The 25739-nt window shown below is 72.3% G+C and carries 17 protein-coding genes; 6 read left to right on the top strand and 11 right to left on the bottom strand.

Annotation, left to right across the window (positions count from 1 at the left end; all coding sequences use genetic code 11):
• Positions 1 to 11: 11 nt before the first annotated feature.
• A complete protein-coding gene (gene guaA / locus ACIRS4_RS18835; RefSeq protein WP_404196869.1) occupies positions 12 to 1592 on the bottom strand; it encodes a glutamine-hydrolyzing GMP synthase in 1581 nt (526 codons plus the stop codon).
• A gap of 321 nt (positions 1593 to 1913) precedes the next feature.
• On the opposite strand from guaA, the gene ACIRS4_RS18830 reads away from it, so the two are divergent.
• The gene (locus tag ACIRS4_RS18830; RefSeq protein WP_404196867.1) at positions 1914 to 2195 is read left to right on the top strand and encodes a chorismate mutase; all 282 of its coding nucleotides are present in this window, start codon (positions 1914 to 1916) and stop codon (positions 2193 to 2195) included.
• 642 nt (positions 2196 to 2837) lie between these two features.
• Here the strand turns inward: ACIRS4_RS18830 and ACIRS4_RS18825 are convergent.
• Positions 2838 to 3203 carry a hypothetical protein gene (locus ACIRS4_RS18825; protein WP_404196864.1) on the bottom strand — a complete coding sequence of 122 codons (366 nt, stop codon included), beginning with the start codon at positions 3201 to 3203 and terminating at the stop codon, positions 2838 to 2840.
• Between ACIRS4_RS18825 and ACIRS4_RS18820 the strand changes: the two genes are divergently transcribed.
• Entirely contained in the window at positions 3202 to 3885 is a 684-nt protein-coding gene (locus ACIRS4_RS18820; RefSeq protein ID WP_404196861.1) for an LAETG motif-containing sortase-dependent surface protein, read from the top strand. The genes ACIRS4_RS18825 and ACIRS4_RS18820 overlap by 2 nt on opposite strands.
• Before the next feature lie 120 nt (positions 3886 to 4005).
• Here the strand turns inward: ACIRS4_RS18820 and ACIRS4_RS18815 are convergent, their stop codons facing one another.
• The 8 genes from ACIRS4_RS18815 to ACIRS4_RS18780 form a co-directional block, all read right to left on the bottom strand.
• Entirely contained in the window at positions 4006 to 5784 is a 1779-nt protein-coding gene (locus ACIRS4_RS18815) for a GMC oxidoreductase (protein ID WP_404196858.1), read from the bottom strand.
• Between the two features lie 69 nt (positions 5785 to 5853).
• Positions 5854 to 7485, bottom strand: a complete 1632-nt coding sequence (locus ACIRS4_RS18810) for a succinic semialdehyde dehydrogenase (protein WP_404196856.1) — start codon at positions 7483 to 7485, stop codon at positions 5854 to 5856.
• A 118-nt stretch (positions 7486 to 7603) separates the two neighbouring features.
• Complete coding sequence (locus ACIRS4_RS18805; protein ID WP_404196854.1) at positions 7604 to 9220, bottom strand: serine/threonine-protein kinase; 1617 nt, start codon at positions 9218 to 9220, stop codon at positions 7604 to 7606.
• An 83-nt stretch (positions 9221 to 9303) separates the two neighbouring features.
• On the bottom strand, positions 9304 to 11061 hold the full coding sequence (locus ACIRS4_RS18800; protein ID WP_404196851.1) for a serine/threonine-protein kinase: 1758 nt from the start codon (positions 11059 to 11061) through the stop codon (positions 9304 to 9306).
• A 104-nt stretch (positions 11062 to 11165) separates the two neighbouring features.
• Positions 11166 to 12977: a serine/threonine-protein kinase gene (locus tag ACIRS4_RS18795; protein WP_404196849.1), complete on the bottom strand. Its 1812-nt coding sequence runs from the start codon at positions 12975 to 12977 to the stop codon at positions 11166 to 11168.
• Positions 12978 to 13142: 165 nt separating this feature from the next.
• Positions 13143 to 15701 carry a protein kinase gene (locus ACIRS4_RS18790; RefSeq protein ID WP_404196846.1) on the bottom strand — a complete coding sequence of 853 codons (2559 nt, stop codon included), beginning with the start codon at positions 15699 to 15701 and terminating at the stop codon, positions 13143 to 13145.
• A 175-nt stretch (positions 15702 to 15876) separates the two neighbouring features.
• A complete protein-coding gene (locus ACIRS4_RS18785) occupies positions 15877 to 18129 on the bottom strand; it encodes a serine/threonine-protein kinase (protein WP_404197461.1) in 2253 nt (750 codons plus the stop codon).
• A 186-nt stretch (positions 18130 to 18315) separates the two neighbouring features.
• Positions 18316 to 20022, bottom strand: a complete 1707-nt coding sequence (locus tag ACIRS4_RS18780; protein WP_404196843.1) for a glycerol-3-phosphate dehydrogenase/oxidase — start codon at positions 20020 to 20022, stop codon at positions 18316 to 18318.
• A 301-nt stretch (positions 20023 to 20323) separates the two neighbouring features.
• On the opposite strand from ACIRS4_RS18780, the gene ACIRS4_RS18775 reads away from it, so the two are divergent.
• Positions 20324 to 21532, top strand: a complete 1209-nt coding sequence (locus ACIRS4_RS18775) for a nucleotide sugar dehydrogenase (RefSeq protein WP_404196841.1) — start codon at positions 20324 to 20326, stop codon at positions 21530 to 21532.
• 695 nt (positions 21533 to 22227) lie between these two features.
• Positions 22228 to 22869, top strand: coding sequence for a Maf family protein (locus ACIRS4_RS18770; RefSeq protein WP_357098483.1), 642 nt, complete (start codon positions 22228 to 22230; stop codon positions 22867 to 22869).
• On the opposite strand, the gene ACIRS4_RS18765 is transcribed toward ACIRS4_RS18770, so the two are convergent.
• The gene (locus ACIRS4_RS18765) at positions 22795 to 23610 is read right to left on the bottom strand and encodes a helix-turn-helix transcriptional regulator (protein WP_404196838.1); all 816 of its coding nucleotides are present in this window, start codon (positions 23608 to 23610) and stop codon (positions 22795 to 22797) included. The genes ACIRS4_RS18770 and ACIRS4_RS18765 overlap by 75 nt on opposite strands.
• Before the next feature lie 151 nt (positions 23611 to 23761).
• Between ACIRS4_RS18765 and ACIRS4_RS18760 the strand changes: the two genes are divergently transcribed.
• Both ACIRS4_RS18760 and ACIRS4_RS18755 read left to right on the top strand, forming a co-directional pair.
• On the top strand, positions 23762 to 24676 hold the full coding sequence (locus tag ACIRS4_RS18760) for a sulfurtransferase (RefSeq protein ID WP_404196835.1): 915 nt from the start codon (positions 23762 to 23764) through the stop codon (positions 24674 to 24676).
• A gap of 220 nt (positions 24677 to 24896) precedes the next feature.
• A partial coding sequence (locus ACIRS4_RS18755; protein WP_404197458.1) for a biotin carboxylase N-terminal domain-containing protein occupies positions 24897 to 25739 on the top strand: 843 nt, incomplete at its 3' end.

Here is a 25739-nt window from a genome sequence, read left to right as displayed (position 1 = left end):
CCCCGGAGGGCTCACTCCCACTCGATGGTGCCCGGAGGCTTCGAGGTGACGTCGACGACGACTCGGTTGACGTCACGCACCTCGTTGGTGATCCGCGTGGAGATCTTCGCCAGCACGTCGTACGGGATACGGGACCAGTCCGCGGTCATCGCGTCCTCGGAGGAGACCGGGCGCAGGACGATCGGGTGGCCGTAGGTGCGGCCGTCGCCCTGGACGCCGACGCTGCGGACGTCCGCGAGCAGGACCACCGGGCACTGCCAGATCTCACGGTCGAGGCCGGCGGCGGTCAGCTCCTCGCGGGCGATGGCGTCGGCGTCGCGCAGGAGGTCCAGGCGGTCCTTGGTGACCTCGCCGACGATCCGGATACCGAGGCCGGGACCCGGGAACGGCTGGCGCTGGACGATCTCCTCCGGCAGGCCGAGCTCCTGGCCGACCATGCGGACCTCGTCCTTGAACAGCTTGCGCAGCGGCTCGATCAGCTTGAACTCGAGGTCCTCGGGCAGACCGCCCACGTTGTGGTGCGACTTGATGTTCGCGGTGCCGGTGCCGCCGCCGGACTCGACGACGTCCGGGTACAGGGTGCCCTGGACCAGGAACTCCACGGCCGGACCCTCGTCCGCGATGATCTCGGCCTGCGCCTGCTCGAAGACCCGGATGAACTCGCGGCCGATGATCTTCCGCTTCTCCTCGGGGTCGGAGACCCCGGCGAGGGCGTCGAGGAAGCGGTCCTCCGCGTCCACGACCTTCAGCTGCACGCCGGTCGCGGCCACGAAGTCCTTCTCGACCTGCTCGGTCTCGCCCTTGCGCATCAGCCCGTGGTCGACGTAGACGCAGGTCAGCTGGGAGCCGATGGCCTTCTGGACGAGGGCGGCGGCCACGGCGGAGTCGACGCCGCCGGACAGACCGCAGATCGCACGCCGGTCGCCGACCAGCTCGCGGATCGCGGCGACCTGCTCCTCGATGACGTTGCCCGTGGTCCAGTCCGGCTTGAGGCCCGCGCCCCGGTAGAGGAAGTGCTCCAGGACCTGCTGGCCGTGCGTGGAGTGCATGACCTCGGGGTGGTACTGGACGCCGTAGAGCTTCTTCTCGTCGTTCTCGAAGGCGGCGACCGGGACGACGTCGGTGGACGCCGTGACGGAGAAGCCCTCGGGGGCGGCGGAACAGGCGTCGCCGTGCGACATCCACACGGCCTGCTCGGCCGGGGTGCCCTCGAAGAGGGTGGACGACGACTTGGAGACGTGCAGGTCGGTACGGCCGTACTCGCGGGCGCCGGTGTTGTCGACGGTGCCGCCGAGGGCCTGCGCCATCAGCTGGAAGCCGTAGCACATGCCGAAGACGGGGACGCCGGCCTCGAAGAGCGCGCCGTCGAGGCGGGGAGCGCCCTCCTCGTACACGGACGAGGGGCCGCCGGAGAGGATGATCGCCGCCGGGTTCTTGGCGAGCATCTCCGTCACCGGCATGGTGCTCGGCACGATCTCGCTGTAGACGCGCGCCTCGCGGACTCGACGGGCGATGAGCTGGGCGTACTGCGCGCCGAAGTCGACGACCAGGACGGTGTCGGGGGCGGCGGCAGCGGGAGTCGCTGATGACACGGGAGCCTTCCGGCGGTGGGGCGGGGTCTCTGTGCTGGCCAATTCTACCGGGGTGGCCGTGGGGAGCGTCCCGCTCACCGGGGGCTCCGCCCACCCGCTCACCGGCCGGTCGGGGAACGGCCGTGGCATACTGGCCGCATGCTCGCGCACACGACCTTCGTCTTTACCTATGGCACCCGGCCCGCCGGCTGCCATGGTCGTGCTGCTCGAAGCAACTGACGAGCGACTTCCCCAGGCGCCCCGGGCCGACAAGGCCCGGGGCGTCTGGCGTTTCTCCGGGGCTTGCCGGGCCAGGGCCGCCCTCTATCCCCAGGAGCCCCCATGACCGTCCTCGACGTGACCGGCGCCCGTACCTCCGAGGCCGCCGACGTGATCAGCGGCGCCCGTGAGCGCATCGACGCCCTCGACGACCGCATCATCGGCCTGATCCGGGAACGGATGGCCGTCTCCGCCGTGATCCAGGACGCCCGGCTCGCCTCCGGCGGCCGGCGCGTGAACCTGTCCCGCGAGATGGAGATCCTCAACCACTACAGCGAGGCCCTCGGCAAGCCCGGCACGTCGCTCGCGATGACGCTCCTCGAACTGTGCCGCGGTCGCATCTGAGTTCGGGACCGCTCTCACCCGTACGGCACGTGACCGGGCCGCGACGGGTTCGTTGGTCCCGGTGTCCGTTCCAGCCAGGTACGGGCCCGGAAGAACCACGCGTGGCTCACTGGAGCGATGAGACGCACGGATCGTTGTCGTGCGTCGTGGGACCTCGCTCCAGGGATGTGACCGGACGGCAGGGGACAGCAGCCCGGTCACCCAAGAGAACGGTCGGCCCCGGGGACGCCCGGGGCCGACCGGCGGAAAATGCAAAAATGCACAAGGGGCGGGTCAAACGGTTGCGGGCGACGCATTCGTCCAGCACGATGCACAGAAGGCCCTGAACAGCCCCAACTCCCCCAGATCGTCACCCCGTACCGGGGACGACACTCATACCAGCGGCGCAACCCCCCGGCGCCGCTCCCAGGCACCGGCGCTGCCCTGACGCCGGTGCTGACGGAAGAAGGGCCCCGCGGATCCGTCCCGCGGGGCCCTTCGCCATGTCCGGACAGCCCTTGCGCCGACACCGGGCGCGCCGGCACCGGTCGCGTCACACCGGACGACCGCCGTGTGATGCGCGCCATATAAAGATCGCGTGAGAACAGCACAACTGTTCACAGCTTTCACCGGTCACACCTACTGCACAAGGGCCACTCCCGCTCAACACGAGGTCTTCATGAAGCTCCGCCGCGCCATGGTCACCATGGCGGCGACCGCTGCCATCGCACCGCTCGCCCTGCTGTCCGCGCCCACAGCCGTCGCCGACGACAGCTCACCGTCCCCGAGCGTGTCCTCGTCCGAGAGCAGCACCACCTCCGCCTCCCCTTCCGAGGGATCGAGCGCCGGCGCCTCCTCGTCCACGTCCTCGAGCCCTTCCGGTTCCGTCTCGGCGTCGCAGAGCGGGAACACCGCAGGCTCGCCGTCCGCCTCGGTGTCGAGCTCGTCGAGCACCAAGCCGTCGCCGTCCGCGAGCGCCCCGGCCGGTGACGAGGGCGACTTCGACCCGGAGACCGACTGCGAGGACATGGAGCTCGACGAGAACCTCTCGGCCGAGGTCACGGGTCTGCCGAACAAGATCGTCGCCGGCTCGGGCTGGCACGACTTCGAGTACGTCGTGAACAACGACTCCGCCAAGGACCTCAAGAACGTCTACATGGAGGTCGGGCTCGAGTACGGCGACGACACGGACGCCTCCCTGGCCGAGAACCTCGCCGTCATCCAGGTCAAGGAGGACGGCAAGTGGACCGACGCCTACCAGGACTCCTACGAGGGTGAGAACGGCAAGCAGGTCGACCTCACGGGCACCTTCGCGGGCCTGCTGGACGTGCTGGAGAAGGACAGCTCCGCCTCCCTCGACCTGCGGATCCAGGTCAAGGCGTCGGCGCCCGCCGGCCTGGCGTTCGCGCTGAGCGGGGCCGTCTACGCCGGCAAGGACTCCGCGTGCTACGGCAACGGTGACTTCTACGACGTCGAGATCCTCGCCGCCGGCAGCGAGCCGGGGGACGTCGACGACGCCGAGCCCAACGGGAACAAGCCCACCGGCACCGAGGGCACCAAGGTCCAGGGCGGCGCCAAGCCGATCAGCGGCAGCCTCGCCGAGACCGGCTCCGGCTCCGCTCTGCCGGTGATCGCCCTGGTCGGCGGCGTCACCGTCGTCGCGGGCGCGGGCGTGGTGTTCGCGGTGCGTCGCCGCAAGACGACGGCGTGACCCCGAGCCGGCTCTGAGAGCCGGCCCCGGACGAAGAGGGACCTGCACTCGGAGGGGGGCGCAGGTCCCTCTTTCGCTCTGCGCCGGTGCCTGCGCCCCCGCGCCGGCCGCCCCGCCCCGCTACTTCTTCGGCGGTACCGCCGGCATGCCCAGGAACGGCAGCCGCAGCGCACCGAAGGCGTCCGACGGGACCGCCGGCCTTTTCGGCTCGACCGGCTTCAGCCGCTCGTACGCCGCGCCCTGCGCCGGACGCGCGTCCTCCTCGCCCTTGTTGGGCCAGTAGGACATCGCGCGCTCCGCCTGGGCGGTGATCGTCAGCGACGGGTTGACGCCCAGGTTCGCCGAGACCGCGGCGCCGTCGACGACGGAGATCCCGGGGTGGCCGTAGAGACGGTGGTAGGGGTCGATGACGCCGCTCTCGCGGGAGGCGCCGATGGGGCAACCGCCGAGGAAGTGGGCGGTGAGCGGTGTGCCCATCAGTTCGCCCACGTTGGAGCCGGCGAAGCCGTTGATGTCGGCGGCGATCGCGGAGGCCGCCTCCGAAGCCGCCCTGATCTGCTTGGGGTTGGGGCTGCCGTGCCCCTGACGTGCCGTCAGCAGGCCTTTGCCGGCACCGGACTGCTTCAGGTACGTCGTGAGCGAGTTGTCCAGGGACTGCATCACCAGGCCGATGATGGTCCGCTCGGACCAGCGTCGGTTGGACAGGGAGCGCAGCACGAGCAGGGGGTGACGGGCGGCGTGCGCCAGCCAGCCGGCCACCCTCGACGAGCCCTCGGCGTACGGCACTTGGAGGATGGACAGGCCGCCCATCGAGTTGGAGCCCTTGCCGTAGCGGACCGGCTCGATGTGGGTGTTGTCGTCGGGGTGGATGGAGGAGGTGATGGCGACGCCGCGGGTGAAGTCGACCTTCTTGTGGCCCGTCGCCCTGCGGTAGCGGCGGTCGTCGGTCTGGGCGCCCACCAGGGCCTCGGAGTTGGTGCGGGTCAGCTCGCCGAGCCGCTCGGAGAGGTAGGGGAGCCGACCGCTCTGCTTCATGCGGTGCAGGAGGGTCTGGGTGCCGTAGGTGCCGGCGGCGAGGACGACCCTGCGGGCCGTGAAGGTCCGCCCCTCGCCCTTGCGGCGGTCGTCGGTGGGCAGGGTGGCGATCGCGTAGCCGCCGCGCGAGTCGTCCGTGACCGAGACGACCGTCGTCAGCGGGTGCACGACCGCGCCCGCCTTCTCGGCGAGGTACAGGTAGTTCTCGTTGAGGGTGTTCTTCGCGCCGTGCCGGCATCCGGTCATGCACTCGCCGCACTCCGTGCAGGCCTTGCGGGCGGGACCCGCTCCGCCGAAGTAGGGGTCCGGCGCCTCCGCCCCCGGCTTCGCCCGCGCCGACCCGTCGGCGTCCTGCCCGTCCCCGAAGAACACGCCCACCGGCGCCATGTGGAAGGTGTCCCCGACGCCCATCCGCTCGGCGGCCGCCTTCAGGTGCACGTCGGAGGGGGTGGTCGTCGGATTGAGACGGACGCCGAGCATCCGTCGGGCCTGGTCGTAGTACGGCCGGAGCTCGTCCTGCCAGTCGGTGATGTCACGCCACTGCGGGTCCTCGAAGAACGGCTTCGGCGGGACGTAGAGGGTGTTGGCGTAGTTGAGGGAGCCGCCGCCCACGCCCGCGCCGGCCAGGACCATGACGTTGCCCAGCAGATGGATGCGCTGGATGCCGTACAGGCCGAGCCGGGGCGCCCACAGGTAGTTCTTCAGGTCCCAGGAGTTCTTCGGCAGCGTGGCGCGGGTGAAGCGGCGGCCCGCCTCCAGGACGCCCACGCGGTAGCCCTTCTCGGTGAGGCGGAGGGCTGTCACCGAGCCGCCGAAGCCTGAACCGACGACGACCACGTCGTAGTCGTAGGTGTCCTGTGGCACGTGCTCTCCTCGTCGAGAACGGGTGTTCCTGCCGAACGGGTCGTGGGCGGTGGCCCTAGGGCCGCCGGACTACTTGAACCGGAGGGTCTTCATCAGCTTCAGGCTGCGGCTCATGAACTGCGCGTACTTCTCGTCGTCCATGCCGAGCGAGGGCCCCATCGGCAGCAGGCGCTGGTGGGCCACCGTCTGCGCCTCGGTGTACTTGAGGATGCCCTCGGAGCCGTGACGGCGGCCGAGACCGGAGTCCTTCATGCCGCCCATGGGGGACTGCACGCTGCCGTAGGCGGGCGCGTAGCCCTCGTTGACGTTGACCGTGCCGGTGCGCAGCCGGGCGGCGACGTCCCGGCCGCGGCGCGCGCTCGTCGTCCACACGGAGGCGTTGAGCCCGTACGGCGTGGAGTTGGCGCGCTCGACCGCCTCGTCGTCGCTCTTGAAGCGGTAGACGGAGACGACCGGCCCGAACGTCTCCTCCGTGCACACGCTCATGGAGTCCTCGACGCCGTCGAGGATGGTCGGCTCGAAGAAGTACGGGCCGATGTCGGGGCGCGCCGCACCGCCCGCCACCGCCTTCGCGCCCTTGGCGAGGGCGTCCTCCACATGCTGCTCGACCGCCTTCAGCTGGCGCTCCCCGGCGAGCGAGCCCATGTCGGCGCCGTAGGCGAGGGAGCTGCCGAGCCGCATGGCCCGGGTGCGGGCTGCGAAGCGCTCCAGGAAGGCGTCGGCGATCGACTCGTGGACGTACAACCGCTCGATGGATATGCAGAGTTGGCCGGCGGAGGAGAAGCACGCGCGGACCGCGCCCGCGGCAGCCTTCTCGATGTCGGCGTCCTCGAGGACCAGCATGGCGTTCTTGCCGCCGAGTTCCAGCGAGACGCCGATCAGACGGGCGGCGGCTCCTTGCGCGACTTCGCGGCCGGTGCGGGTGGAGCCGGTGAAGGAGACGTAGTCGGCGTGCCTGACGACCTCGGGCCCCACGACCGGACCCTCGCCGAGGACGATCTGGAAGACGCCCTCGGGCAGGCCGGCCTCGATGAGCAGGTCCCGTGCCCACAGAGCGGTCAGGCAGGTCTCGGTGTCCGGCTTCATGACGACGGCGTTGCCCGCGGCGAACGCCGGGAGCGCGTCGCCGACGGACAGCTCCAGCGGGTAGTTCCAGGGGGCGATCTGGCCGACGACCCCGCGCGGGTGGCGCAGTTCGGTGACCTTCGTCAGCGTCGGTATGGCGCCGGCGTGGCCCTTGGGCCTCAGGTAGGCGGGGGCCTTGCGGCCGTAGTGCCGGGCGGCGACGGCGACCGCCTGCACCTCCTCGTGGGCGTGCAGCCGCGCCTTGCCGGTCTCCAGCTGGATCAGGTCGAGGACCTCGCCCTGGCGCTCCAGGATGAGGTCGTGGAAGCGGAGCAGGACCGCGGCACGCTCGCGCACCGGGACCCGCTCCCAGACCCGCTGGGCGGCGCGGGCCGCCTCGTACGCCTTCTCCACGTCCTGCGGGGTGGACTCGGGCAGGTCGGCGAGCTTCTCACCGGTGAAGGGCGTGTGGTTGGCCGTGCGCCCGGAGCCCACGACGCCCTTGGTGAGGTGGGCGACGAGTTGGGGGGTGACCACGTCCGCGGCGGTGCGGACGCCGATGGGGGCGGGGGCGAGGGGATTGGTACCGGCCGGGGTCTTGGTGCCGGTGCTGTCCGGGGCCTGCGAGTCCGTCATGAGGCGCAGGGTATGACGCTCGAAGGCCTTTTGGTACCCGTCGGTAATAGTCGTTCACCGGGTGCGCACACGACGCCAGTGGTCACTGGCAGCAAAGCCGCTGATCAGGCGGCGTGCATCAGTGCTCACCGACGCGGAGGCGGTCGCGGGCCGACCGGAAGACCGCGGCGCCGCGTCCTTCGTCCGCCGTCCCCTTGGGCATGTCCACGCGTAGTTCGTACAGTCGTCGGTCGTCGGTGCGGACGAACAGTTCGAGGACGCGGGCCGCGCGGCCGGCCGGACCGCGGGTGGTGTCGGCGAGGACGGCCTCCTGGCCGCGGAAGCTCGTGGACGTGGTCGTGGTCCGCGCGCCTCCCCCGGCGTGGCGCCACGCCTCGCCCGCCTGCGCGGCCCGCTCCGCCGGGGAGGCGGGCGCACGATCCCACTGCGTGAGCCGTACGACGACGGCTCCGGCCGAGTAGACGACCACCCGGGGCTCGCGCCCGCCGTCGCCCTGCCGGGCTGTCTCCCGGTAGCCGGCGGGGAGGGAGAGGACGGCGTCCATGGCGGGTTCGGGGTGGGCGACCCAGGGGGTGGAGGAACCCGTTCGCTCGGTGCTCGCCCCGCTGTCGGGCTCGCCCACGAAGGACGCCCCGAGCCAGGCGCCTCCGGCGAGGAGGAGCGTGAGGAGGGTCAGGGGCAGGGGGCGGCTGTGCAGGGGGCGGCGCGGCGGCGACGGGGCGGGGGGCCGGGAGGGGAGCGGGGCGGCCGCCTGTCCCGCGGAGGGCCCCGCGTGCGGGTCGGACGACGGCTCCGCTTTGCGCCGCCTCGGCCCCTTGGGGCTCCTGGGCTGCCTCTGCCCCCTGGGATTCCTCAGGCTCCTGGCGCTCCTGGGGCGCGGGCCGGGCGCGGGCGGCGTCCGCCCCTCCGCCACCGCCTCCAGCACCGCGGCGACCTCCGTCGCGGAGGGCCTGCGCTCGGGGTCCCGCTCCAGGAGCCGTACGAGGAGCGGGCCCAGCGGGCCGGCCTCCTTCGGCTCGGGCCGCCCGTCCGCGGAGCCCGCGTGAGTGGGGGCGCGCCCCTCGACGGCGGCGTACAGCAGGACGCCGAGCGACCACAGATCGGCGGCGGGCCCGGCGGCACCCAGCCCGCACGTCCGCTCGGGCGCGACGAACTCGCCGTGGTCCACGACGAGTCGGCCACCGCCGTCCACGGGCGCGTCCTCGCCCTGGGCGTCGGCGATGCCGAAGTCCGTGAGGACGACCCGGTCGGGTGGGGCGAGCAGGACGTTCGTGGGTTTCACGTCGCGGTGGACGATGCCCACGGCGTGCGCGGCGCGCAGGGCTCCGAGGACGGCGAGGCCGATACGGGCGGCCTCGGACGGCTTCAGCGGGCCGCGCCGCAGGACCTCGTCCAGGGACTCGCCGCGGATCGACTCCATGACGATCCAGGGCATCGCGTCCTGGCGGCCCTGGTCCTCCTCCATCACCACGTCGTGGATGGCGACCGCGGAGGGATGGTCGACGCGGGCGGCGGCGCGCGCCTCCCGGTACAGACGGTGGGCGGCTCTGCGCTGTTCCTCGTCCTCGGGATCGTCGGGCGAGTGCGGTCGTTTGACGGCGACCTCGCGCTCGTCGACCTCGTCGTGCGCACGCCAGACTGTGCCCGTGACACCGGAACCGATGCGTTCCAGCAACCGGTAACGCCCGCCGACTATCCGGCCCTTGTCGTCTCCGGGCTCCCCGTCGTCAGTCATGTCTCATGACTACCACGACGGGCCCGGCGTAGACCGTCACGACGTGTCGGGCGTCGCCGGGCAGCGGGACGGGCACACGGGGGTCAGGCGGGGACCAGCGTGTCGACCGCGACGTCGAAGTACTCCCGTGCCTGCCGGACTTCGCCGACCGGCGCCGACACCCATACGTCGTACATCCGCCCGTCCTCCTCCCAGCACAGGTCGTAGGTGTGACGGCGACCCTCCGTCACGCTGAAGCCGTCCCAGGTGAACTCCCAGAGGGCGGCGGGACGTCCGTCGCGCGTGGTCTCGGTGACGTGTCCGTCGCGGTAACCGGGGTAGTTCTGGCCTCCCTTTGCGGCCGAGCGCCGCATCACGCCCAGTGGGCCGCCCCGTTGGGGCGCGGAGATCTTGATGCCGAGGCGGAACCTGTCACCGGATGACATGTAGAAGACGCGCTCGCCCTGCGGGACGCGGGTGAACCCGTCCGGCACGGCCAGCGCGAACCCCGCCGGGTCGTCGGCGACGCGGTACCCGGAGGGCGCGGAGGGCCGCTCCCTGCCGGACGCCCCGCCCGTCCGCGAGGGGCCCGCGCCAGTGGCGTCCGTCCCCCTGGACGATCCTGCGGACGACGAACCCATGGAGGACGATCCCATGGGCGGCGACCCCGCCTGTGACGCCCCCGTGGGCGAGGCGCTCGTGGGCCGTCCCGGCGGGGAACTCGCGGCCGGGCCGACGTCGTTGCCGCCCCCGTCCACCAGCAGCGCCGCCGCGGACACCCCGGCCCCCGCCATCGCGGCGACCAACAGCGCCGCCACCAGCACGCCCCGCGGGGAGCGTTCCCGGCCGGGGCCCTCCTCCTCGGGGAGCGGGGGCTGCCGCAGCGGCACGTCGGCCTGGGTGGGCGTGTAGCCGACCGCCGCCCGCGCCGACGACGTCCGCCCGGTGTGCAGCCAGGCCGACGCCGTGCGCCCGGTGTTGCGCCACATCGACGGCGTACGCCCGGTGTCCCGGTCCGTCGCCGGCGTGCGCCCGGTGTCCAGGAAGGCGCGCAGCAGGCGCTCCGCCTCCGCCGCGTCCAGCCGCCGGTCGGGGTCGCGCTCCAGCAGCCCCCGCACGACGGGCAGCAGCGGCGCGGCCTGCGGGGGCGTACGGATCTCGGCGAAGACGACGGCGTGCAGGATGCCGCCCAACGAGTCGCGGCGGAACGGCGATTCACCGCTGAGCGCGGTGCACAGCAGCGCTCCCAGCGACCACAGGTCGGACGCCGGGCCGGTCCGCTCGCCGGACATCCGCTCGGGCGCGGTGTACTCGGGCGAGCCGACGAACGACCCGGTCTCGGTGAGCGTCGTGGCCCCCGCCACCTGCGCGATCCCGAAGTCGGTGAGGACGGCGCGGCCGGTGGCGGACTCGATCAGGACGTTGGCGGGCTTGATGTCCCGGTGCAGCACGCCGGCGGCGTGCGCGGCGCTCAGGGCGCCGAGCAGGTCGGCGCCGATCCGGGCCGCCTCGCGCGCCTCCACGGGGCCGCCTTCGGCGATCCGGTCGGCGAGCGAGCCACCGTCGATCAACTCCATCACGATGTACGGACGTTCGTCCTCCTCGACGACGTCGTGCACGACGATGATGTGCGGGTGGCTCAGCTGGGCGACCGCGCGGGCCTCGCGCAGCGTCCGGTCACGGCGGCCGCGGGCCTCCGCCGCGGAGAGCGCGTCGTCCTGGACCAGTTCCTTGACGGCGACGCGCCGCCCCAGCAGCCGGTCGGTCGCCCGCCAGACGACGCCCATGCCACCGCGCCCGAGCCTCGTCTCCAGCCGGTAGCGGCCGGCGATGACCCGGCCGTCGTCCCCCTCGGTCCCCATGCGCCCCATCATGCCGCACCGGACGGCACGCCTCCGGGGCGGCGACCGGCCAAGTCACGCACACGGCCGGAGGGCGCGGAGCGGGGGGCGGCGCACGCTCCGGCTCAGGAAGCGCCCGCCGGTTCCCGCCAGCTCCGCAGCACGGACTTGAACTGCTGGGCCGCGGTGTCCCAGTCCTCGGCCGGCGAGGACATGTAGATCACGTATTCGGTGCCGTCGCGGGCGATGTACGTCTCCTCGACCGCACGCCGCGGGCCGGGGAACTTCGTGTCCTTGGCCTGCGCGGTCCAGGAGTACTCCCACTCGGCGCCGTCACGGTCGCGGTAGAGGTTCCGCTCCAGGGTGACCCGCTGGTAGTCGACCAGGCGCTGCAACTGCTGTTCCAGGTCGAGCTGGTGGGCCAGGGGGTCGGCGAAGTCCGGCGAGGCGTCGATGGCGATGCGGACGAAGTGCTCGCCGCCGTCGGGCGTGTAGTCGATCTGCTTCAGGTCGCCGGCGTCCTGGAACATCTGGCGCTTCCAGCCCGGAGGCAGGGAGAGCCCGAAGCCCAGGGGGTCGGTGACCTTCTCCCAGGAGTCGGGCACCGCGCCCTGCTCGGCACGCTTGCCGGTGGGCGCCGGCGAGGTGCTCGGCGTGGCGGAACCCTCGGTCGAGCGCCGGCCCTCGTCCCACTTCTGCAACGTCAGCGCCGTACCGCCGCCGACCAGCGCGGCGACGACGACCACGAGCGTGAGGTTGCGCAGTCTCCGGCGTCGCGAGGAGCGCGTCGGCTCGGCAGGGGCCTGCGAGGAGTGGAGCGCCACCGGCGGCACCGGTCCCGGGCCGTCCGGGACGGCCTGGCCGACGGCGGTCTGCACCGTCCGGTACGGCTGGTGAACGGGCTGGGAGTGGGGCTGGGTGTCGTGCCGGTGCCGGGTGGGAGCCTCGGCGGAGCCCGCAGCAGCGGCCGCCGCTTGCGACGACGCAGCGCCGTACGGGCTTGCCGTACCGGGCCCCGGGTGACCGCCCGTGCCCACACCCACGCCCGTGCCGCCCGCCCGGTGGCCGCCCGTCCCGTCGCCGGTGAACCGCGTCGGCACGAACGCCTGGGCGCCGCTCGGACGGCGGCCCTCCGCCGCTTCGGCGAGCATGTGTTCGGCTTCGGCCATGTCGGGCCGGTCGGCCGGGTCCTTGCGCAGCAGGGCGGTGATCACGGGTTCGAGCGGGCCCGCGTGGCGCGGCTCCTCGGCCTCCTCCTCGACTACCGCCTGCAGGGTGGTCAGCGGCGAGGTGCGGCGGAACGGCGAGCGGCCCTCGACCGCCGTGTAGAGCGTCGCGGCGAGCGCCCACAGGTCGGAGGACGGGCCGGGGTCCTGGCCGCGGACCCGCTCGGGCGCGAGATAGTCGACGGATCCGACGACCTCTCCCGTGCGGGTGATGGTCGTGTCGCCCTCGATCTGGGCGATGCCGAAGTCGGTGAGCAGGACCCGCCGGTCGTGGGCGAGGAGCACGTTGCCGGGCTTGACGTCACGGTGGAGCACGCCGGCGGTGTGCGCGGCGCGCAGCGCGCGCAGCACCCACAGGCCGATCCGCGCGGCCTCGGCGGGCTCCACGCGCCCGTCCTCCTTGACCGCGTCGGCCAGCGAGCGACCCTCGACCAGCTCCATCACGATCCAGGGACGGCCGTCGTGTTCGAGCACGTCGTGCACGGTGACGACGGCCGAGTGGTTGATCCGTGCGGCCGCGCGGGCCTCGGCCCGGGTGCGCGCCAGCAGGACGGCCTGGTCGCTCTCGGAGACGTACAGCGCGGCGGTCAGTTCCTTGATGGCGACGGCACGGTGCAGCAGCTCGTCGTGCGCACGCCACACACGGCCCATGCCGCCGCTGCCGATCGCGTCGGCGAGCCGGTAGCGGCCCGCGATGAGCGAGCCCTGCATCTGATTCACGTTGCCCCGCAATGTTCTTGACAGGGTCAGCGTAAAGACCGTCACCCATTCGGGGAACAAGCGGGGTGGCAAGGAAACCGCACTGTGACGGTTGTCGCTTCCTGGCCGGAACGGGAACCGATCGGGCCTCGGCCTGTTTCAAAAGTCCCGTCCGGCTCAGCCGGTGTACCGGTACGTCGCCGACGCCTGCTCGAACAGTCGGGTCACCTCGTCGCGCTCGGCCGCCGGGCCGCGCACCTGGACGACGTGGTAGCGCCCGTCGAGGAGCAGCGCGAGGTTGCGCACGAACAGCTCGCGTCCGCCGGCCCCCGTCCAGGTGAACTGGCCCTCGGCCATGGTCCGTCCGCCCACCTGGATGGTCCGCAGTCCCGACGCGGTGGCCCAGCTGGAGTCGCGGTACGGCTGGAGTTCGCTCTCCTTCTCCCGCTGGTAGACCATCGGGTCGCCGCCGAACCGGGCGGCGGTGTCCCGGCCGGGGACGAGGATCAGCTCGAAACTCCCGTGCGAGTACACCACTTGACCGCGCCCGTTCCTGGGCGCACGGTCCCAGCCGTTGGCGACGGCGACCTGGAACCCCTCCGCGTCCTTGCGCACGGTGAAGCCCTGGGCGGCGCCCGCCGCGGACCCTCCCGGACCGGACTGCGTCGCCGTCCCTCCGGACCCGCCCGAGCCTGCGGAGGCCGGGCCGGAGGCGCTCTCGTCGGCCGACGGCGAGTTCTCGTCGGGCCGGGGCGCGCTGCTCGCGTCGGGCGCCTGTTCGGCCCGGCCGGCGGCCCCGGTGCGGTCGGCCCCGGGCGAGCCTCCCGCGTTCTTCTCGCCGGCCTTCGGCATGAACAGCACGGCGTACGCGATCGCCGCGGCCATCGCCAGCAGTATCAGCAGCAGCAGCGTGCGGCCCAGGCTGCGGGGCGACCGGCCGGTCTCCTCGCGGGCCCGCTTGTGCCGTCCGCTGGTCGCGGGCAGACCGGCGCGCCGCCTGCGCACCAGCTCGCCCCTGCGGCGGACGATCGGCAGCCGGCGCGGGTCGCGGGGCGGCGCGGCGACCACGTACGTGCCCGCCTCGGGCTCGGGGGCCGAGCGCACCAGCGAGCGCAGCCAGCCGCTCAGCTCCTCGAATTCGGGCCGCTCGGTGGGGTCCTGACGCAGCAACGACTCCACGACCGGACGGAGCGGGCCGCACTCCTCGGCGAACGCGGGCGGTTCGGCGCACACCAACTGCACCAGTTCCGCCGTCGAGTCCTCCGGGTACGGAGCATGCCCCTGGACGGACCTGAAGAGGAGCGCGCCGAGCGCCCACAGATCGGTCGCGGGCCCGATGGGGGCTGCCAGCTGCCAGTTCTCGTGCACGGGGCCGGCCTGTTCCGGCGCCCAGCGTTCGGTCACGGGGCCGACGACGGCCATCCGCGCCTGCCGTGCCCGTTCGGCGGCCAGCGCGGTGGCGGGCCCCCGCCGCGCCCCGGCCCCTGCCGCCGGCTCGTCCCAGCGCGCGCCGGCGAGACCCTCGCCCCCGGCCGCGACGCCCTGCGGCGGCACGGGAACCGGCCCGATCGCCGCCGCGCCCGGAGCGTGCGCCCCGCGCGTCCCGTAGGGGGCGGCGATCTGCCCCGGACCTCCGGGTGACTGCTCCCGGCCGGTTCCGAGGGCGTACGGCGCGCCGGCCGCCTGGGTGTTGCCCTCGGACGACGTACGCGCTCCCGGCAGCGCCGCCCGCCCGCTCTGCTGGGCCTCCTGGACCCGGGCCGCGGCCCGCGCGCCCGCCCGGTACGCGGCGATCGCCCCGGCCCGCGCGGCGCGGATGTCCCCGCCGGTCTCCGGTGGCGCGGGGGCCGGTCCGCCGGACACCCCGTCGGCGTCGGCCCGCTCCAGGCCGGCCGGCGGCAGCCCTCCGGCCGCCCGCGCCTCGATCGCCGCCCGGCGCGCGGCCTCGGGGTCGCCCGCGTCGGCGCCGCCCGCGAGCTCACCCGCCCGGTGCCCGCCCGGAAGCGGCCTCGCGTGCCCTCCCGGGCCGGCCGGACCGGCGCCCGGGCCTCGATCGGGTCCCGGCCTCCCACCCGGCAGAGCGTCCGGCCCCGTTCCGGTGTCCTCGGTCTCCTCCTGCGGCACCGGGTCGTACCCGCACAGCGCCTCCTCCGCCGCGCCGACCGCCAGGCCGGTCAGCATCACCCGGCCGTCGTCGCACACGAGGACGGTGCGTGCGGTGATGTTGCGGTGCACCCAGCCGTGCGCGTGCAGCACCCGCAGCGCCATCAGCACGTCGGAGGCGACCTCGGCGGCCCGGTACGGCGTCAGCGGCCTCTCGGCGAGCAGCGCCGCGAGCGGTCGCGCCGCCACCAGCTCGCTCACCACCCACAGCGAGCCGCCCTCGGCGAACACGTCGAAGACCTGGTCGAGCCGGGGGTGGTCGGGGATGCCCGCCGCGGCCTGCGCCGCGTCCACCGCGCGCCGTACGACCGGATCGGCGGGCCGGCGCGTACTGGCCCCCGCGCGCCCCACAGGCCGTCGCGCGCCGGGCGTACGCGCCGTGAACCCGTCGGGCAGCCCGTCCGCGTCGAGCACCTCCGCCTCGACGACCTCGGGCAACGGCACCTGCCTGACCAGGACTTCCTGGCCGCTGTAGGTGTCGAAGGCGCGGGTCTCGGCGAGTTCGTACTCGTCGGAGGGCGGCAGCGGCAGGCGGTAGCGGTCGGCGAGCACCCGTCCCGCATAGTCGTCCACGATGCCTCCCCCGGCCGCCCGGTCGATCAATTCCGTTCGTCCCGCGGTCCGTTCCGGCCGGATCCGGCCGAACAGCCGGATGCGTACGGTCCGCAGCCACTCACGATACGTGCCGGAGGCAACTCGCAAGGAGGGATGCCCAGATCTCACGCACCGCACACGGCGGACCCGCGTCCTACTTCTTCGGCTGGAACGTCTCCGTCAGCGTGGTCCAGGTGCTCCGGCGCAGCTCGCCTTCCCAGGAGGCGGACTTCGCCGTGTACATCAGTGCGTATCCCTGACTGGCGCTGACGACGAACCCGCGGTCGATCGTGCGGTAGCCGGTGCCGTCCGCCGTGTAGGTCCACTCCCAGTCGGCCGTGTTCCAGCCGCGGTAGGCGACCTTCTCTATGCGGATCTTCTGGTACTGCGAGCGCTTCATGGAGCGCTCCTGGTTCTTCCAGTCCGCGACCGGGTCGTCCTTGGGCGTGGTCGTCCAGGCGACGAGCAGCTTCTGTCCGTCGGGCCCGGTGAACCGGTCGCCGGCGTCGCTCGCCTCCTGGTACTTCCACCCGGCGGGCAGGCCTATGGAGTAGCCCTGGGAGCCGTTGTGGGTCGACACCGCCCGGCTCGCGCCGCCGGAGGCGCCGGTCCCGGCGGCGCCGCTGGGGGCGGCCGCGGAACCCGTGCCGCTGGACGCGGGCCGGCCCGTCGCGCCGTCGGTTCGGGTGCCGTCGGCCTCGTCGCCCTTGGTGTCGGGACTCGGGCTCCTGCCCGTCGACTCGCCGGCGCTCACACCGGCCGGGGAGCCGCCGGCCTTCGCGCCGTTCGGCTTGTCGTCCCCGCTGAGGACGACGGCCAGCACGGTGCCGAGCACCGCCAGCACGACCACCACGGCGATGATGACCAGCGTCCGCTTCGGCACCACGTCGGTGATCGGCGCCCTGGGCACGGGCCGCGGCGGAAGGTCCGGCGGCGTCATCACGGGCCACCCGGAACTGCGGCCGCCCGTCCGGCCGTCGCCCGTACCGCCGGCAGCCGTCCCGGAGGATCCTGACACCGGGGCGGACGCGGATCCGGACGCCGCCGTGGCCGTGGCCGCGCCGGTCCGCGCACCGGCCTCGGACCGCGGCGCGGCAGCCGCCGACGAGGCAGCCGCGGCAGAGGGCACGGACCCGGCGGCCCCGGAACGGGACCCCGAGCCGAATTTCGAACCGGAACGAGATCCGGCACCCGAACCGGAACCGGAGTCGAAACGGGAAGCTGAACCGGAACCGGCCCCTTCGCCGCCCTTCGTGGAGTCACCGGCCCGCACGGCTCCCGAGCCGGACGAACCGGCCGAACCGGTCGCGCCCGACGAACCCGCCGAACCGCCGGACCCCGCCGACCCGTTGGCCGACTTGGCGCGCGCCGCGGCCGCCGAGGTGGCCGCCCCGGCCGCGACGGCGGCCTTGCGCACGGAGCGGAACGCCCCGCGCAGCTTCTCGGCCGCCTCCGCACCGCCGGAGCCGCCCGAACCGCCCCTGCCGTCCGGGCCGTCCGGCTGGATCGGCAGCGGCACGAGCTTGGTCGCGTCGGCCGGTTCGTCGTCCGGGTCGGGCGCGTGGATCACCGCGTTGAGCATCGCCCGCGCCCCGGCGTCGTCGAGCCGGCGCTCGGGGTCCTTGGTGAGCAGACCGTAGATGACGTCCTTCAGCGGGCCGGCGTTCTTCGGCTCCTCCAGCTGCTCGGTCATCACCGCGGTGAGCGTCGCGATCGCGGAGCCCTTGTCGTACGGGGGGCTGCCCTCGACCGACGCGTACAGCAGACCGCCGAGCGACCACAGGTCGGCGGCCGGTCCGGGCTTGTGGCCGCGGGCGCGCTCGGGGGAGATGTAGGAGGGCGCGCCGACGAGCATGCCGGTGGAGGTGATGGACGGGTCGCCCTCGACCTGCGCGATGCCGAAGTCGGTGAGGACGACCCGGCCGTCCTCCGCGATCAGCACGTTCGACGGCTTCACGTCGCGGTGCAGGATGCCCTCGCGGTGCGCCGAGCGCAGCACGTCGAGGATCGCGAGTCCGACCTCCGCGGCGCGCCTCGGCCGCAGCACGCCGTCCTCACGGATGACCTCGGCGAGCGACTTGCCCTCGACGAGCTCCATCACGATCCACGGCCGGTCGTCCTCGTCGACGACGTCGAAGACGGTCACCGCGCTGTTGTTGCGGATACGGGCGATGGCCTTGGCCTCGCGCAGCGTCCGCGTGATGAGCCGGCGCTTCTCCTCCTCGTCGATGTTCGACGGGAACCGCAGCTCCTTGACGGCGACCGTGCGTCCGAGGGTCTCGTCCTCCGCGCGCCACACCGTCCCCATGCCGCCGCGGCCGAGTACGTCTCCCAGCCGGTACCGCCCGGCGAGGAGACGTGCACTCTTGTCCTGACGGGATGTCCCCGCCCGCTCCGCCTCCGACATGCGTCCCCTCATGCAACCCGCCCTGACAGAGCCTCCATTGTCCCCTACCCGACAAGTGCCCGACGCCCAGGGGGCCCCTGACGGCACATGAGCGCCGGCGTGTTCCGGCCAGAAGGCGCGGTGCGGATCCGCGCCTCCCCGAACCCGCCCCGCCCGCCGCCGAGTTCCGGACAGGCTCCGGGCCGGTCACAGCGGGACGATGTCCGGCGCCCCGAGCCGTGCCGCGTCCGCCGTCAGGTCGTCGGGCTGGCGCTGGGACTCCCGCTCGGCCTCCACACGCTTCTCGTAGTGCTGGACCTCGCGCTCGATCTGGTCCTTGTCCCAGCCGAGGACGGGCGCCATCAGCTCGGCCGCCTCCCGCGCGCTGCGCGTGCCCCGGTCGAAGGTCTCTATGGAGATGCGGGTGCGCCGGGTCAGCACGTCGTCGAGGTGCCGGGCGCCCTCGTGGGAGGCGGCGTAGACGATCTCGGCGCGCAGGTAGTCGTCGGCGGACTGGAGCGGTTCGCCCAGCGACGGGTCGTCCGCGACGAGGTCGAGGAGTTCCCCGGCCATCGAGCCGTACCGGTTGAGGAGGTGTTCGACCCTCACCACGTGCAGTCCGGTCCGGGCGGCGGTGCGCGCCCGCGCGTTCCACAGGGCCTGGTAGCCCTCCGCGCCGAGCAGGGGCACCTCCTCGGTGACGCAGTCGGCGACCCGCAGGTCCAGCCCGTGCACGGCGGCGTCGACGGCGTCCTTGGCCATCACTCGGTACGTCGTGTACTTGCCGCCGGCCACCACGACCAGGCCGGGCACGGGGTGGGCGACGGTGTGCTCGCGCGACAGCTTGCTGGTGGCGTCGGACTCGCCCGCGAGGAGAGGGCGCAGACCGGCGTAGACGCCCTCGACGTCGTCGCGGGTGAGGGGCACCGCGAGGACGGAGTTGACGTGTTCCAGCAGGTAGTCGATGTCGGCGCTGGAGGCCGCCGGATGGGCCTTGTCGAGGTCCCAGCCGGTGTCGGTGGTGCCGACGATCCAGTGCCGGCCCCAGGGGATGACGAACAGCACCGACTTCTCGGTGCGCAGGATCAGCCCGGTGGTGGAGTGGATGCGGTCCCGGGGGACGACGAGGTGGATGCCCTTGGAGGCGCGGACGTGGAACTGCCCGCGCTCGCCCACCATCGCCTGGGTGTCGTCCGTCCACACGCCGGTGGCGTTGACGACCTGGCGGGCGCGCACCTCGTACTCGCCGCCGCCCTCGACGTCCTGCACGCGCGCGCCGACGACCCGTTCGCCCTCGCGCAGGAAGGCCGTCACCCGCGCCCGGTTGGCCGTCTGCGCGCCGTACGCCGCCGCGGTGCGCACCAGGGTGGCGACGAAGCGGGCGTCGTCCATCTGGGCGTCGTAGTACTGGAGGGCGCCGACCAGGGCGTCCTTCTTCAGGGCGGGGGCGACGCGCAGGGCGTGACGGCGGCTCAGGTGCCGGTGCATCGGCAGGCCCCGGCCGTGGCCGCGGGCCATGGACATGGCGTCGTAGAGGGCGACGCCCGAACCGGCGTAGAGCCGCTCCCAGCCCTTGTGCTGGAGCGGGTAGAGGAACGGCACGGGTTTGACCAGGTGGGGCGCGAGCCGCTCCAGCAGCAGGCCGCGCTCCTTTAGCGCCTCGCGGACGAGGGCGAAGTCGAGCATCTCCAGATAGCGCAGGCCGCCGTGGATCAGCTTGCTGGACCTGCTGGAGGTGCCCGACGCCCAGTCCCGCGCCTCGACCAGGCCGGTCGACAGGCCCCGGGTGACGGCGTCGAGCGCGGTGCCCGCGCCGACCACTCCGCCTCCCACGACCAGCACGTCCAGCTCGCGCTCGGCCATGGCCGCCAGTGACCGCGCTCGCTGCGCCGGTCCCAGTGTCGCTGTCCTCACCGCTGCCTCCCGCTGTCGCCTCGCATGGGCCGCGCCGTCAGGGCGAGGCCGCGTCCCTTGTCCCCATGCCCAGATTCTGGCCGGATCGTCCGACTTCGGCCACCACGCACCCCCAGCCTGTGGACAACCCCTGCGGGACCGTCGCCGAGTGCCCGAAAACTCGGGAAACACCACCGAACACAGCCGACCAATCCCGCATATCGGTCATATTTACTCCTAGTGTGACATTGGGTTCGCTCGTCCTGTCCACAGGGCTTGCGCACCTGGCCCGCTTCGGTTACTGGGAAGGACGCCTCACGCCATGCCCGCAGACCTCGCCGTGATCGGACTCGGGCCGCTCGGCCTGCCCCTGGCCCAAGCCGCCGTGGCCGCCGGCATCCCCACGCTCGGCTACCGCACCGGCCCCGAGGCGGGCTCCATCAGCCCCGCCGAACTGCGCCGGATGCTCTCGGGGGGCTTCCGGCCCGCGACCGATCCCGCGCTGCTCGGCAGGGTGCGCACCGCCGTCATCTGCGCACCCACCCCGCGCGACGCGGACGGCGGGCTCGACCTGAGCCAGGTCGAGGCGGCCGCCCGCACCCTCGCCGGGCATCTGCGCCCGCACACCACCGTGATCCTGGAGTCCCCCGTCTACCCGGGGACGACTGAGGAGTTCCTGCGGCCGCTGCTGGAGGAGACGTCCGGTCTGCGCGCGGGCCGCGACTTCCACCTCGCGTACTCCCCCAGCCGAGTCGACCCCGGCCGCCGTGACTTCACCCCCGTCAACACCCCCAAGGTCATCGGCGGCCTCACCCCCGCCTGCACCGAGTCGGCCGCCGCGTTCTACGGCCGCCTCACCGACAAGGTGGTACGCGCGCGTGGGCTGCGCGAGGCGGAGACCGTGCATCTGCTGGAGACCAACTTCCGGCACGTCAACATGGCCCTCGTCAACGAGATGGCCGTCCTCTGCCACGACCTCGGCGTCGACCTCTGGGACGTCGTCCGCTGCGCCGAGACCAAGCCCTTCGGCTTCCACGCCTTCCGCCCCGGCCCCGGCGTCGGCGGCCACTCCGTGCCGCTGAACCGCACCGGTCACCTCGGCAGCCCGCTGCGGATGGTGGAACTGGCCGAGCAGGTCAACAGCCGCATGCCCCGCTACGTCGTCCAGCGCGCCGCCGCCCTCCTCAACGAGCACGGCAAGTCCGCCCGCGGGGCGCGCGTCCTGCTCCTCGGCGTCACCTACAAACCCGACCTCGCCGACCGGCAGAACACCCCCGCGCGCGAGATCGCGATCCGCCTGACGGAGCTCGGCGCCGCGGTCAGCTACCACGACCCGCACGTCCCCTCCTGGAGCGTCCTCGACCGCCCGGTCCCCCGCGCCGAGTCCCTCTACGAAGCAGCCGCCGACGCCGACCTCACGATCCTCCTCCAGCAACACCGCGTGTACGACCTCCAGGGCCTGTCGGTGAAGGCACAACTGCTCCTGGACACCCGAGGAGCCACCCCGACGGGGGCGGCGCACCGGTTGTGAAGGGGGCGCACGGACGCGTCACCCCCGGAATCACTGGCGACGGCCACATCCCCCCGGTACCGTACGAAGCAGGTGGAGCCCACCGCAGAAGGCACTGCGGCAGGCTCCTGGATGGATCACGGAGTGTCCGCCCCTACTGTGTTTGGGGGCGGCCGCTCACCATCCGAAAAGTCGCAAGATCCACCTCCTCTTGAACTGGACCATCCGAAGACGGATCCGGTCCCAGCGGGTGGGCTTGCGATGGCGTCCCATGGGCGCCCCCTTGCACAGCGCCGCCCATGCCCGGTGGAACGGCCCGTTCAGGAGCTCGAACCGGGCCCCGAGGGCCGGGGTCCGGAACGATGTCCTTGGAAGGGGGCACCCCACACAACTGGGGCGCCGATCCGGACGCTATCGCCTGAGACCCCCCTGACCAGCACGTATCCGCCCTGAACGCAACCGCGCGCCCTCTTTTCACCTCACACACCGCCCCCGCGTGCGGGCATGCGAAAGGGGCCGGGCGGGGGCCCCGGGGGGGGCGGCCCGGCCCCGCCGCGGGGGGGGGGGTGTGGGCGGCGGGGGGGCCCCCCGCCGCCGCCCCGGCCGACCGTGGCCCGGCGGACATGTGGGGTCGCCCGACCCTGCTGCACCGCGGCAGTTCGCCGTTCTCCCCCTACGCCTTTCCGGCCCTCTCGCACCTGCGCGACTGACGGCTTGTGACCGTCTTCGTACTGGCGTCACAATCTCCGGCTCGGCTCGGCGTCCTGCGCAACGCGGGCGTCGAGCCGGTCGTCCGGGTGTCCCACGTGGACGAGGACGCCGTGGCCGAGGCTCTTCCCCCGGACACCCCACCCGATCGAGTGGTGATCGAGCTGGCCCGCGCCAAGGCGCTGGAGGTGGCCGGGCAACTGGCGGGTGATCCCGCCTTCACCGATTCCGTTGTCGTGGGCTGCGATTCGATGCTGCTCGTCGACGGCGTTCTGCAGGGCAAGCCCCTGACTCCCGAGGTCGCCCGCGCGCGCTGGGCCGAGATGGCCGGACGCAGCGCTGATCTGCTGACCGGTCACTGTGTGCTGCGGCTGAATGCCGGAGAGATCGTCGGCGAGGCCGCCGACTGCAGTTCCACCACGGTGCATTTCGCCAAACCCGAGCCGGAGGAACTCGACGCGTACATCGCGACGGGGGAGCCGCTGCAGGTGGCCGGATCCTTCACGCTGGACGGCATGGGCGGCTGGTTCGTGGACAAGATCGACGGCGACCCGTCGAGCGTCATCGGTATCGGACTACCACTGGTTCGTCGACTGCTTGCCGAGGTGGGTGTCGGCATTGCGCGGCTGTGGATCGGTGGCCGCGCGTAGTTGCGGCGCGATCCGCCCGGCCGAGGGCGCCAATCTGGGCTCGCCGGTGGCTGATCCGGGCTCGCCGGTCTCGGCCTGACCCTCGCGCGCGTCCTCGCCGGGGCGGCCCTGGAGCAATTCCAGTCGCGCCACGCACAATTCGGGCTCCACGAACGGGTGCAGGCGCACGTTCACGTTCTCCCGGCCGCCGTTGCGGTCCAGGGCTTCACGCATCAGGCCCAGGTGTACACCGCACACCACCTCGGAGTGGGTGCGGGCGAGTTCGCGCAGTGGGCACGCCGTCATGCGGATCATGGCGGATTCTTCGGTCTCGCCGGCCTGGTCGCGTTCGGGCGCGAAGCCGAGTTCCGACATCAGGGTGACGGTGAGGTCCTTGGCGTCCTCGAGCGTTTCGATGGGCTGGTCGGCGGCTTCGAGTTTCGAGCCCCAGGCCCGGCCGGCGCTGATCGCGGCTTCCGAGCGGCGGCGCGGGTCGCTGCCGAGCTGATCGGCCAGCACTTGCGCCAATTCCTGATAACCCACCGATCGCTGTACAGCGGTATAGCCGATGCGCGGGCGGCCGCGGCCGCGCGGCGGCTGCTGGAATTGGCGGACCAGCGATTCCCGGGTCAGCACATCCAAATGGAAACGCACCGTTGTCACATGCTGTCCGGTGACGCGCGCGAGTTCCTGGGCATCGAGAGGCTCGCTGGCGCCACGTAGGATCGCAAGCAGTCGCCGTCGCGGCCAAGAATCGGACATAGCTCACCCCTCCTCTCCGAGAGACTTTATCGGATGAAGCTGCGCTTAATTCGCCCAATCATCCGATTCGTGATCTGAAACGAGTTTCGTAACCGCCACATGCCTACGATCGGTGCAGAGAATCGAACAGCCAATACCTAACCCACCACGCGTGAAGGACCACAACGTGCCTGTCGCTCCGGATCCGCATCACTCATTCGGCTCCTACGCACATCCTCACCGACTAGTAACCACCGAGTGGCTGTCGGCAAACATCGGCACGCCGGGACTCAAGATCATCGAGTCCAACGAAGACATATTGCTATACGACATCGGCCATGTCCCGGGTGCCATCAAGATCGACTGGCGTACCGAGCTGATCGATCCGCGTACCCGCGATGTCGTCGACGGCGCGACCTTCGCCAACCTTATGCGGGCCAAGGGCATCGAACGCGGCGACACCGTGGTCGTCTACGGCGATAAATCCAATGGCACCGCGGCCGCCACCCTGTGGGTGTTCTCCCTCTTCGGACACGAGGACGTGCGCCTGCTGGACGGTGGCCGCGACGCCTGGATCTCCGAGGCCCGCGACACCACCTTCGAGGTGCCCGCGGCCGGGCTGGGCGAGTACCCGGTGGCCGATCGCGACGACAAGTCCGCGCGCGCCTTCCGGCAGGACGTGGTGGCGCACCTGGGCGGGCCGCTCATCGACTCGCGCGCGTTCGAGGAGTACACCGGCGATCTGGTGGTGCTGGACCGTCCCGAGGAGCAGGCGCTGCGGGCGGGTCACATTCCGACCGCGGTCAACATCCCCTGGACCTCGTCGGTGGGCGCGGACGCCCGTTTCCGGCCCCGGGTCGAGCTGAACGTCATCTACGGCGGGGTGATCGAGGGTGTCGCGCCGCTGGTCTACTCGCGGGTGGGGGAGCGGTCGGCGCTGACCTGGTACGTCCTGACCTACCTGCTGGGCGTGGACGGGGTGCGCAATTACGACGGCTCGTGGACCGAGTGGGCCAATGCCGTGGGGGCGCCCATCGTGATCGGTGAAGAACCCGGCGTGACGCCCTCGGTCGTGGCAAGCTCGTAACGCCCGAACCCCCTTCGGGGGATTACCGGTGGAGGCTTCAGCGGAGTCTGGTAGAACAGGTTCTAAAAATTAGGCCTCGAGAGTCGCATGCCCACTCTCTGGGCCTACTCATTGGTAGCCCTAGCCGGGTTCGGTCATTGTTGGCACGATGCCTACACTGCCGACAGACGAAAGTATCCAGAGCACAGGAGGCTCAGTGCCCAACCATGCCAACGCGCAGATCACAAAGGTCCTCGTAGCCAACCGAGGCGAGATCGCCGTGCGCGTGATCCGGGCCGCCAAGGACGCCGGAATCTCCAGCGTCGCGGTGTATGCCGAGCCCGACGCCGATGCGCCGTTCGTGAAGCTCGCCGACGAAGCCTTCGCCTTGGGTGGGCAGACTTCGGCGGAGTCCTATCTGGTGTTCGACAAGATTCTTGATGCCGCCGCCAAGTCAGGCGCCGATGCGATCCACCCCGGCTATGGGTTCCTGTCGGAGAACGCCGATTTCGCGCAGGCCGTGATCGACGCGGGTCTGATCTGGATCGGTCCGTCGCCGCAGTCGATTCGGGATCTGGGTGACAAGGTCACCGCCCGTCATATCGCCGAGCGTGCGCAGGCGCCGATGGCCGCGGGTACCAAGGACCCGGTGAAGAACGCCGACGAGGTCGTGGCGTTCGCCAAGGAGTTCGGTGTGCCGGTGGCCATCAAGGCCGCGTTCGGTGGTGGTGGTCGTGGCATGAAGGTCGCGCACACCATCGAGGAGATCCCGGAGCTGTTCGAGTCCGCGACTCGTGAGGCGATCGCGGCGTTCGGTCGTGGTGAGTGCTTCGTGGAGCAGTACCTGGACAAGGCCCGCCATGTCGAGGCCCAGGTCATCGCCGACCAGCACGGCAATGTGGTCGTCGCCGGTACTCGTGACTGCTCGCTGCAGCGCCGCTTCCAGAAGCTCGTGGAGGAAGCCCCCGCACCCTTCCTGTCCGATTCCGTGCGGTCCAAGATCCACGAGTCGGCGAAGCAGATCTGCCGCGAAGCAGGCTATTACGGCGCGGGGACGGTCGAGTACCTCGTCCAGGGCGACACG

Origin of the sequence: Streptomyces sp. NPDC101166, assembly GCF_044768125.1 — a bacterium.
Taxonomy (GTDB): Bacteria; Actinomycetota; Actinomycetes; order Streptomycetales; family Streptomycetaceae; genus Streptomyces.
The sequence above is the reverse complement of the archived record's forward strand: the minus strand, read 5'-3'. Positions and strand labels throughout refer to the sequence as shown.